This window comes from Pyxidicoccus fallax (genome assembly GCF_012933655.1).
Classification (GTDB): domain Bacteria; phylum Myxococcota; class Myxococcia; order Myxococcales; family Myxococcaceae; genus Myxococcus; species Myxococcus fallax.
Window position 1 is genome coordinate 1 of record NZ_JABBJJ010000363.1, and the last position, 12091, is coordinate 12091.

At 72.9% G+C, this 12091-nt stretch carries 1 protein-coding gene; it reads left to right on the plus strand.

Annotated features, from left to right (window positions below):
* The coding region (locus HG543_RS44680) for a non-ribosomal peptide synthetase (RefSeq protein WP_169351068.1) at window positions 1-12091 on the plus strand (12091 nt) is incomplete at both ends.

Here is a 12091-nt window from a genome sequence, read left to right on the forward strand (position 1 = left end):
GCCCCTGCCCCTGGTGGACCTGCGGGGCGTCGAGAACGCGGAGGCCCAGGCGCTCCGGCTCGCCACCGTGGAGGCCGCGCGCCCCTTCGACCTGGCCGCGGGCCCGCTGCTGCGCGCCCGCCTGCTGAGGCTCGGCGACACGCGGCACCTGCTGGTGCTGACGATGCACCACATCATCTCCGACGGCTGGTCCGTGGGCGTGATGGTGCGCGAGGTGGGCGCGCTCTATCCGGCCTTCCGCGCGGGCCAACCCTCGCCGCTGCCGGAGCTGCCCTTGCAGTATGGCGACTTCGCCGCGTGGCAGCGCGACTGGCTCAAGGGCGAGCAGCTGGACACCCAGCTCCAGTGGTGGCGGCAGCAGCTGGCCGGCGCGCCCGAGCTGGAGCTGCCCACCGACTTCCCCCGGCCGCGGCAGCCGCGGCACGTGGCGGGCCATGCGGAGCTGAGACTGTCTCGCGAGCTGTCCAGCGCGGTGACGGAGCTGTGCCGCCGTGAGGGAATCACACCCTTCATCGCGCTGCTGGCGGCCTTCCAGGTGGTGCTCGGCCGCTACGCCGGGCAGGACGACATCGTCGTGGGCTCGCCCTCGGCGGGCCGCGAGGACGAGGAGGTGGCGGGCCTGGTGGGCTTCTTCCTCAACACGCTGGTGCTGCGCACCCGCCTGTCCGGGGACCCCACCCTGCGCGAGCTGCTGGGCCGTGTGCGGCAGGTGTCGCTGGATGCGTTCGCCCACCAGCACATCCCCTTCGAGCACCTCCAGCCGCCGCGCGACGGCCGGGGCCAGCTGTTCCGCGTCATGTTCATGATGCAGAACCTGGCGAAGAAGGAGCTGGAGCTGCCCGGGCTGACGGTGCGCACCGTGCAGCTGTCGGACCTGGCCGCGAAGTTCGACCTGACGCTCGTCTTCACCGAGGAGCCCGAGGGCTTCCGCGGAGGGCTGGAGTACGACGCCGAGCTGTTCGAGCCCGCGACCGCCGAGCAGCTGCTGAAGCACCTGCACCACGTCGTCGCGGCCATGGTGGCCCGGCCCGAGGGGCGGCTGTCGCGTCTGGCCCTGCTGGGGGAGGACGAGCGGCACCGGGTGCTGCGCGAGTGGAGCGGCCCCCGCGAGGACTTCCCGGACGGCACCACGCTGGGCGCGCTCATCCGTGAGCAGGCCCGGCGCGCCCCGGACGCGGTGGCCGCCGTGACGGGCGGGCAGCAGCTGACGTACGCGCAGCTGGAACACCGGGCCAACGGGCTGGCGCGCCGGCTGCGGCGCGAAGGCGTGGGGCCCGAGTCCCTCGTGGGCGTGTGCGTGGAGCGCTCGGTGGAGCTGGTGGTGGCGCTGGTGGGCATCCTCCACGCGGGCGGTGCCTACCTGCCGTTGGACCCGTCCCTGCCGCGCGAGCGCCTGAGCTTCATGCTGGAGGACAGCGGGGCGCGGGCGCTGGTGACGCAGCAGCCGCTGCTGGCGCGCTTCCCTCGGCCTCCCGCGCGCGTGCTGCTGTTGGACACGCAGCGGGAGGAGCTGGAGGCGGAGGGCGGCGAGCCGGTGGACGGCGGAGCCACCGCGCGCAACACCGCCTACGTCATCTACACCTCCGGCTCCACCGGTCAGCCCAAGGGCGTGCTGGTGGAGCACCGCGGCGTGTGCAACCTGGTGGCGCACGAGGCCCGTGCGTACCAGGTGGGCCCCGGCACGCGCATGCTGCAGTTCGCCAACCTGGGCTTCGACATCTCGGTGGAGGAGATCTTCACCACCCTGTGCGCGGGCGGCACGCTGTACCTGGCACCCCTGGAGCGGCTGATGCCGGGCGAGCCACTCCACACCTTCCTGCGCGAGCAGGCCATCACCGCGGTGAGCCTGACGCCCGCCGCGCTCGCCGTCACGGAAGCCACGGAGCTGCCGGCACTGCGCACCGTCATCTCCGGCGGCGAGGCGTGCTCGGCGGACATCGTCGCGCGGTGGGGCGCGGGCCGGCGCTTCCTCAACACCTATGGCCCCACGGAAGGCACGGTGGTGGCCACCCTCACGGTGTGTGAGCCGGACGGGCGGGCCCCCTCCATCGGCCGGCCGCTGGCCAACGTGGAGGCGTACGTCCTGGACGCGGGCCTGGAGCCCGTCCCTCCGGGAGTCCCGGGAGAGCTGTACCTGGGTGGCGTGGGCGTGGCGCGAGGCTACCTGGGCCGGCCGGGGCTGACGGCGGAGCGCTTCGTGCCCCACCCCTTCAGCCGGGAGCCCGGAGCGCGCCTGTACCGCACGGGAGACCGGGTGAAGTGGCGCGCCAACGGCGAGCTGGACTTCCTGGGCCGCGTGGACACGCAGGTGAAGGTGCGCGGCTTCCGCATCGAGCTGGGCGAGGTGGAGTCCGCCCTGGCCGCTCACCCCGCCGTGCGCGAGGCGGTGGTGGTGGTGCGCGAGGATGGCGCCACCGGCAAGCGGCTGGTGGGCTACGCGGTGCCGGCGCCCGGCCACGCGCTGGAGGTGGAGGAGCTGCGCCAGTTCCTCAAGCAGCGCCTGCCCGAGTACATGGTGCCCGCCGCCCTCGTGCGGCTGGACGCGCTGCCGCTGACGCCCAACGGGAAGGTGGACCGCAAGGCGCTGCCCGCGCCCGACGCCGCCGCGGAGGCCCGCCGGGACTTCGTGGCGCCGCGCACGCCCACCGAGCAGGTGCTGGCCGAGCAGTGGCGCACGCTGCTGGGCGTGGAGCGGGTGGGCCTCCATGACGACTTCTTCGCGCTGGGCGGCCACTCCCTCATCGCCACCCAGGCCGTGGCCCGCCTGCGCGGCCACTTCGGCATCGACCTGCCGCTGCGCGTGCTCTTCGAGGCGGCCACGTTGGAGGAGCTGGCCAGGAGGGTGGACGAGGCGCTCGCGGCCGGCCAGCTCGCGGGGCTGCCCGCGCCGCGCCCGGTACCGAGGGAGGCGGCGCTGCCGCTGTCCTTCGCCCAGCAGCGGCTGTGGTTCCTGGACCAGCTCCAGCCCGGTGCGGCCACCTACAACATCCCGGTCGCCCTGCGGCTGGAGGGCCCGCTCGACACCGCGGCCCTGGAGCGCGCCTTCACGGAAGTCGTGCGCCGCCACGAGTCGCTGCGCACCACGTTCGCCGACGAGGGAGGCGCTCCCATCCAGGTCATCCACGCGCCGGCCCCGCTGCCCCTGCCCCTGGTGGACCTGAGCGCCCACGAGGACGGTGAGAGCGAGGCGCTCCGGCTCGCGAGGCAGGAGACCACCCGCCCCTTCGACCTGGCCGCGGGCCCGCTGCTGCGCGCCCGCCTGCTGAAGCTCGGTGACACGCGGCACGTGCTGCTGCTGACCATGCACCACATCGTCTCCGACGGCTGGTCCATGGGCGTGCTCGTGCGCGAGATGGCCGCGCTCTATGAAGCCTTCCGCGCCGGTCAGCCCTCGCCCCTGCCGGAGCTGCCGCTCCAATACGCCGACGTCGCCGTGTGGCAGCGGGAGTGGCTGCGGGGGGAAGTGCTGGAAGCGCAGCTGGCCTGGTGGCGCAAGCACCTGGAAGGGGCGCCCCATGCCCTGGAGCTGCCCACCGACCTTCCCCGGCCCTCGGTGCAGACCTTCCGCGGCGCTTCGGTGCCCGTGCGGCTGTCCCGCGAGCTGTCCGACGGGCTGCGCGCGTTCTGCCAGCAGGAGGGCGTCACGCCCTTCATGGCGCTACTCGCGGCCTTCCAGGCCCTGCTGTCGCGCTACAGCGGGCAGCAGGACCTCGTCATCGGCTCGCCCATCGCCGGCCGGCGCTTCGCCGAGCTGGAGGGACTGATCGGCTTCTTCGTCAACACCCTCGCCCTGCGCTCGCGCCTCGATGGGGCCCCCTCCTTCCGCGAGCTGCTCCGCCGCGTGCGGGAGACCACGCTGGGCGCCTATGCCCACCAGGACGTCCCCTTCGAGAAGCTGGTGGAGGAGCTCCACCCCGCGAGGGACCTGGGCCGCGCGCCCGTCTTCCAGGTCTTCTTCGCCCTCCAGAACATGCCCCTGCCCGCCGGCCGTGAGTCGGCGCTGTCCATCCGGCCATTCACGGGCGTGGAGACCACGGCCGCCAAGTTCGAGCTGGAGCTGGAGCTCTCCGGCCACCCCGAGGGCTTCAGCGGCGTGCTCGTCTACAACGCCGACCTCTTCCTGCCGGCCACCGCCAGGCGGCTGGCGCGCTACTACGCGCAGCTCGTGGAGCGCCTGCTGGAGCAACCCGGGCAGCCTCTCCACCGCCTGCCGCTGCTCCCCGAGGAGGAGCGGCGCGCCATCCTCGTCGACTTCAATCGCGCCCCTTCCACCTTCCCCGTGGACGCCACGATGCCGGAGGTCTTCTCCCGCGTCGTCGCCGCGCGTCCGGACGCCATCGCCCTGGAGTCCGCCGAGCGGCGCCTGACGTACGCCCAGCTCGATGCCGCCGCCAACCAGCTCGCGCACCTGCTGGTGGCCCGGGGCGTGCGGGCCGATGCGCCCGTGGCCCTGGCCCTGGAGCGCTCCGTCGAGCTGGTGGTGTCCCTGCTGGCCATCCTCAAGGCCGGTGGCGCCTACCTCCCGCTGGACACCTCGTATCCTCGTGAGCGCCTGGAGCAGATGATTGAGGACGCCCAGCCCGTCCTCCTGCTCACCTCGTCCTCGCTCGCGGGTTCCATTCCCTCCTCCGCCTCGCTGCCCGTCGTGTGCGTGGATGCGGTGGACACCTCCTCGCGGCCCACGCACACCCCGCCGGTGGCGCTGCTGCCCGAGCACCTCGCCTATATCGACTTCACCTCCGGCTCCACCGGCAGGCCCAAGGGCGTCGCCGTCTCCCACCGCAACGTGCTGCGCACCGTCTGCCATGCGCCATACGCGGACGTGACGGCGGACCACTCCTTCCTGCTCATCGCCCCCATCTCCTTCGACGCCTCCACCCTGGAGGTCTGGGGCCCGCTGCTCAATGGCGGCCGCCTCGTCGTCTTCCCTCCCTCCTCTCCCAGCGACCTGGACCTGCTCTCCTCGGTGCTCCGGGAGCACTCCGTCTCCACCCTCCACCTCACCGCGGGCCTCTTCTCGCAGATGGTGGAGAACCGCCTGGACGGCCTGCGCGGCGTGAAGCAGCTGCTCACCGGTGGCGACGTGGTGAGCGCGCCCCACGTGCGCCGGGTGCTGGAAGGCCTGCGCATTCCGGTGACGGCCTGCTACGGCCCCACCGAGGGCACCCTCTTCACCTCCTGCTTCCGGATGACCGCACCGGAGCAGGTGCCCGCCTCCATCCCCATTGGCACGCCCATCACCGGCACCCAGGTGTACCTGCTGGACGAGTCCGCGCAGCCGGTGCCCGTGGGTGTGCCCGGAGAGCTCTTCATCGGTGGCGAGGGCCTCGCGCGCGGCTACGTGCGGCGCCCGGACCTCACCGCCGAGCGCTTCATCCCCAACCCCTTCAGCGCCACGCCTGGCGCGCGCCTGTACCGCACCGGGGACCTGGCGCGCTGGCGGCAGGACGGCGTGCTGGAGTTCCTCGGCCGCAAGGACTTCCAGGTGAAGGTGCGCGGCTTCCGCATCGAGCTGGCCGAAGTCGAAGCGGCGCTGCTGGCCTTCGCCGGGGTGCGCGAGGCGGTGGCGCTGGCGCGCGAGGACGTGCCCGGCGACAAGCGCCTCGTCGGCTACGTCACCGCGGACGCCTCACTGGACATGAACGCGCTGCGCGAGGCGCTCAAGGCCCGCCTGCCCGAGTACATGGTGCCCTCCGCCCTGGTGCGCCTGGACGCGCTGCCGCTGACGGCCAACGCCAAGGTAGACAGGAAGGCCCTGCCCGCACCGGACTCGCGCGCCGAGCTGCGCCCCTACGAGCCGCCACGCACCGCCACCGAGCAGCGGCTCGCCGCCCTCTGGGCCCAGGTGCTGCGCGTGGACAGGGTGGGCCTGCACGACGGCTTCTTCGAGCTGGGCGGCCACTCCCTGCTTGCCACCCAGCTGGTCTCCCGTGTTCGCGAGTCCTTCGCGGTGGAGCTGCCCCTTCGCGCCCTCTTCGAGGCCCCCACCGTGGCGACGCTCGCGGCGCGCCTCGAGTCCGCGCGGCCCGGGGAACAGACGCGCTCCGCGCCACCGCTGGTGCCCGTGCCGCGCACCGGCGAGCTGCCCCTGTCCTTCGCCCAGCAGCGCCTGTGGTTGCTCGACCAGCTCCAGCCTGGCGGCGCCGCCTACAACATCCCCACTCCGGTGCGGCTCACCGGCAAGCTGGACACCGCCGCGCTGGAGCGCGGCCTGACGTGGCTCGTCGAGCGTCATGAGTCGCTGCGCACCACCTTCGCCGCGGGCAGCAGCGGGCCGGTGCAGGTCATCCAGCCTGTCGCCCCCATCTCGCTGCCCGTGCGGGACCTGAGCGCGCTGCCGGCGGGCGAGCGCGAGAGCGAGGCCCGGCGGCTGACCCGCGAGGAGGGCCTCCTCCCGTTCGACCTCACCCACGGTCCGCTCTTCCGTGCCTCGCTGCTGCGCCTGGCCCCGGAGGACCATGTCCTGCGGCTCACGGCGCACCACATCGTCTCCGACGGCTGGTCCACCGGCGTGCTCGTGCGCGAGCTGGCCGCGCTCTACGCGGCCGCCGTCACGGGCCACCCGCCCCAGCTCCCGCCGCTGCCGGTGCAGTACGCCGACTATTCGGTGTGGCAGCGCGACTGGCTGCGCGGCGAGGTGCTCGAGGCGCAGCTCGACTACTGGAAGCAGCAGCTTGGCGGCGCGCCTCCGGTGCTGGAGCTTCCCACCGACAGGCCCCGTCCCGCCGTGCAGACCTTCGCCGGAGCGGAGCATTCCTTCACGCTGCCCGCCGAGCTGAGCCAGCGGCTGGAGGCGCTCGCCCGCGAGCACCAGGCCACCCTCTTCATGGTGCTGCTGACCGCCTGGCACACCCTGCTGCATCGCTACTCCGGGCAGGAGGACCTCGTCGTCGGCTCTCCCATCGCGGGCCGCACCCACGCGCCGACCGAGGGCCTCATCGGCTTCTTCGTCAACACGCTGGCCCTGCGCGCCCGCCTCTCTGGCACGGACTCCTTCGCCGGGCTGCTGGCCCAGGTGCGCGAGACCACACTCGGTGCCTACGCCCACCAGGAGGTGCCCTTCGAGAAGCTGGTGGAGGTCCTCCAGCCCCAGCGGGACCTGAGCCGCTCGCCGCTCTTCCAGGTCATGTTCTCCGTGCAGAACCTGCCGGACACCTCGTGGTCGCTGCCCGGCCTGGAGCTGTCCCCGCTGGAAGCCGTCAGCCCCGTCGCCAAGTTCGACCTGACGCTGGTGCTGACTCCCGGTCCCCAGGGCCTGTCCGGCGCACTGGGGTACAACACCGACCTGTTCGACGCCTCCACCGCCGCGCGCATGGTGGACCACTTCCACCTGCTGCTGGAGGCCGTCGCCGCCGCGCCCCACCAGCGGCTGTCCTCGCTGCCGCTGCTGCGCGAGGCCGAGCAGCGGCAGCTCCTGGTGGAGTGGAACGAGACCGCCACGCCCTTCCCGGACGGCGCCTGCATCCATGAGCTGTTCGAGGCCCAGGTGCCGCGCACACCGGACGCGCCCGCCCTGTGCTTCGGCTCGGAGTCGCTGAGCTACCGGGAGCTGGACACCCGCGCCAACAGGCTGGCCCATGCGCTGCGCTCGCGCGGCGTGGGCCCCGACACCCGCGTCGCCCTCGGCCTGGAGCGCTCGCTGGAGCTGGTGGTGAGCATGCTCGCCGTCCTCAAGGCCGGCGGTGCCTACGTCCCGCTGGACCCGGCCTATCCCCGCGAGCGCCTGGCCTTCATGCTCCAGGACTGCGGCGCCGCCGTCCTGCTCACCCACTCACGCCTGCTCGGCACGCTGCCGCCGTTCCATGGCCACGTGCTCGCGCTCGACACCGAGGCCGCCGCCCTCGCCCGCTTCCCGGACACCGCTCCGGCGCGCACGGCCACCGCGGACCAGCTCGCCTACGTCATCTACACCTCGGGCAGCACCGGCCGGCCCAAGGGCGTGGCCGTGCCCCACCGGGGCGTGCCCAACCTCGCGCGGCACATGGCCCGAGCCACGGGCCTGAAGCCCGGCCAGCGCGTGCTCCAGTTCGCGTCCTTCAGCTTCGACGCCGCCGTGTACGAGGTGACGCTGGCGCTGCTGCATGGCGCCACCCTGGTGCTCGCCACCCGCGAGGAGCTGCTGCCCGGCCAGCCACTGGTGGACGTGCTGCGCGGCCAGTCCATCGACTCGGCGCTGCTGCCGCCCTCCGTGCTGGCGCTGCTGCCCACGGAAGGACTGGAGACGCTGGGCACTCTCATCTCCGGTGGCGAGGCCTGCACGGCGGAGGTGGTGGCGAAGTGGGCCCCCGGACGCCACTTCATCAATGCGTACGGCCCCACCGAGTCCACCGTCATCGCCACGCTGCACACGTGCGTGCCGGACGGGCAGCGTCCGCCGCTGGGTCGGGCCCTGTCCAACACGCGGCTGTACGTGTTGGACGGGCACCTGCGCCCGGTGCCGGTGGGCGTGCCCGGTGAGCTGTTCATCGGCGGCGTGGGTCTTGCGCGCGGCTACCTCGGGCGCCCGGAGCTGACGGCCGAGCGCTTCGTGCCCGACGCCTTCGGCACCACGCCCGGCGGACGGCTGTACCGCACGGGCGACCTCGTGCGCTGGAGGCCGGACGGCACGCTGGAGTACCTGGGCCGCACCGACTTCCAGGTGAAGCTGCGCGGCTTCCGCATCGAGCTGGGAGAAATCGAAGCGGTGCTCTCCGCGCAGTCCGGCGTGCGTCAGGCGCTGGTGCTGGTGCGCGAGGACCGACCCGGCGACAAGCGGCTGGTGGCCTATGTCGTGGGTGCGCCGGGCGAGACCGTGGACACGGAGGCGCTACGGAGCGCGCTCGAGCAGCGACTGCCCGGGCACATGGTGCCCTCCGCCTTCGTGGCGCTGGAGGCGCTGCCCCTCACGCCCAACGGCAAGGTGGACCGCCGGGCCCTGCCCCCTCCAGAGGCGTCCGCCGCCGGCCAGGCCGCCCCGCGCACGCCCACCGAGGAGCGGCTCGCCCACCTGTGGGCCCAGGTGTTGGGCCTGGAGCGCGTAGGCGCCGAGGACCACTTCTTCGAGCTGGGCGGCCACTCGCTGCTGGCCACCCAGGTCATCTCCCGCATCCGCTCCGAGTTCGGCGTGGAGCTGCCCCTGCGCGCCCTCTTCGAGGCCCCGGTCCTCTCCGCCCTCGCACGGCGTGTCGACAGCGCGCTGCACTCGCACCGGGTCCAGGCCCCACCGCTGGTTCCCCTGCCGCGCACGGACGACCTGCCCCTGTCGTTCGCTCAGCAGCGCTTGTGGTTCATCGATCAGATCGAGCCCGGAAGCTCCACCTACAACCTCGCCACCGTCCTGCGGCTGCGGGGCCCCCTGGAACCGGCCACGCTGGAGGCGGCCTTTACCTCCCTCGCCGGGCGCCACGAGTCGCTGCGCACGACCTTCGAGGTGCGCGACGGCGAGCCGGTACAGCGCATCCAGCCCCTCACGGGCGTCGCGTTGCCCATGGTGGACCTGAGCGACCTGCCTTCCGAGGAGCGAGAGGCCGAGGCCCGGCGCCTGGCCTCGCATGAGGCCGAGCGGCCCTTCGACCTGCAACGCGGCCCCCTCTTCCGCGCCCTGCTGCTGCGCTTGTCCCCCGAGGAGCACGTGCTCATCGGGGCAATGCACCACATCGTCTCGGACGGCTGGTCCATGGGCGTGCTGGTGCGCGAGCTGGAGGCGCTCTACGTGGCACATGCCACCGGCCAGCAGGCCCGCCTTCCGGCCCTGCCCATCCAGTACGCCGACTTCGCCGCGTGGCAGCGCTCATGGCTGCGAGGCGAGGCGCTGGCGCGGCAGCTCGGCTACTGGAAGCGGCAGCTCGCGGGCGCGCCCGCCGTGCTGGAGCTTCCCACCGACAAGCCCCGGCCCACCGTCCTGTCCTCCCGGGGCGCATATCAGCCGGTGCGCTTCTCCAAGCCCCTGACGGAGGCGCTGCTGGCCCTGTGCCAGCGAGAGGGCGTCACCCCCTTCATGCTGCTGCTCGCCGGCTGGCAGGTGCTGCTCTCCCGGTACTCCGGCCAGGAGGACCTCTGCGTCGGCTCTCCCATCGCCGGCCGCACCCGCGCGGAGACGGAAGGGCTCATCGGCTTCTTCGTCAACACGCTGGTGCTTCGCGCCCAGGTGGAGCCACACGCCTCCTTCCGGGAGCTGCTCGCCCACGTCCGTGCCACCACCCTGGGCGCCTATGAGCACCAGGACGTCCCCTTCGAGAAGCTCGTCGAGGAGCTGCGCCCCGAGCGCAGTCTCAGCCACTCTCCCCTCTTCCAGGTGATGTTCGCCCTGCAGAACACCCCCACCGCGAGCCCGCGAGTGGAGGGGGCCCCGCCGCTGCGCCTCGAGCCCTTCGACGCGGACGTGCAGACCACGAAGTTCGACCTGATGCTCACCCTGGTCCAGGGGGCCGACGGCTTCGAGGGCACGCTGGGCTACCGCACGGACCTGTTCGAGCCGTCCACCATCCGCCGCATGGTGGAGCACCTCGGCACCCTGATGGAGGCCGCGGCCGCCACGCCGGAGGCTCCCGTCGGAGGGCTGTCCCTGTTGCCCGCGTCCGAGCGCGAGCAACTCCTGGCGCACTGGAGCGGCGTGGCCACCGACTACCCGCGCGCGTCCACCCTGCCCGAGGTCTTCTCCCAGGTGGTGGCCCGCCACGGTGACAGGGTCGCCATCGAGTTCGGTGACTCCAGGCTCACCTACCGACAGCTGGATGAGCGCGCCAACCAGCTCGCGCACCACCTGCGCTCGCTGGGCGTGAGCACCGACTCGCGCGTGGCCATCGCGCTGGAGCGCTCGCTGGAGCTGGTGGTGGCGCTGGTGGCCATCCTCAAGGCCGGTGGCGCCTACGTGCCGCTGGACCCGGCGTACCCACGCGAGCGGCTGGCCACCATGGTGGAGGACACCCGCCCGCGCGCGCTCGTCACCACCCGCGCGCTGCTGGCGCGACTTCCCGCGGAAGGGCAGGCCGCCGTCCTGATGGATGCGCTGTCCCTGGAGGGCGAGCCCGCGCATCCGCCTCCGCCGGCGGCGCTGCCCGAGAGCCTCGCGTACATCGACTTCACCTCCGGCTCCACGGGCCGGCCCAAGGGTGTGGGCACCGTGCACCAGGCCGTGCTGCGCACCCTCTTCGGCGTGGACTACGCCCGCTTCGGCCCCGAGGAGACCTTCCTCCTGCTGGCGCCCATCTCCTTCGACGCCTCCACCTTCGAGCTGTGGGGCGCGCTGCTGCACGGCTCCCGGCTGGTCATCATGCCGCCCCAGACGCCTTCCCTGGAGGAGCTGGGACGCACCGTCCAGCAATCTGGCGTCACCACCCTCTGGCTCACCACCGGGCTCTTCACGCAGATGGTGGAGAGCCAGCTGGAGGGCATGCGCCCGGTGAAGCAGGTGCTGATGGGTGGCGACATCGTCTCCGCCCCTCACGTCCGCCGCGTGCTCGAGGAGCTGCGGGTGCCCGTCGTCCATGCCTACGGCCCCACGGAGAGCACCGTCTTCACCACCGCCTTCCGCCTGACGGAGCCCTCTCAGGCGGAGGGGGCCACCATCTCCATTGGCGGGCCGCTCGCCAACACGCGCGTCTACGTGCTGGACGCGTACGGCCAGTTGGTGCCCACGGGCGTGCCGGGCGAGCTGTTCATCGGCGGCGACGGCCTGGCGCGTGGCTACGTGGAGCAGCCGGGCCTCACCGCCGAGCGCTTCGTGCCTGACGCCTTCTCCGGCGTGCCGGGTGCGCGCCTCTACCGCACGGGCGACCGGGTGCGCTGGCGCGCGGATGGGATGTTGGAGTTCCTGGGCCGTAACGACTTCCAGGTGAAGCTGCGCGGCTTCCGCATCGAGCTGGGCGAAATCGAAGCGGCGCTCTCGCGGCACCCGGCGGTACGGCAGGCCCTGGTGCTGAAGCGCGAGGTGTCCGCCGGCAATCCGCAGCTGGTGGCCTGGTTCACCAGCACCGGCTCCGCGCCGGACGCGGCCACCCTGCGCGCCTTCCTCCAGCAGCGGCTGCCCGGGTACATGGTGCCCTCCGCCTTCATGGCCCTGGAGTCCTTCCCCCTCACGCCCAACGGCAAGGTGGACCGCAAGGCCCTGCCC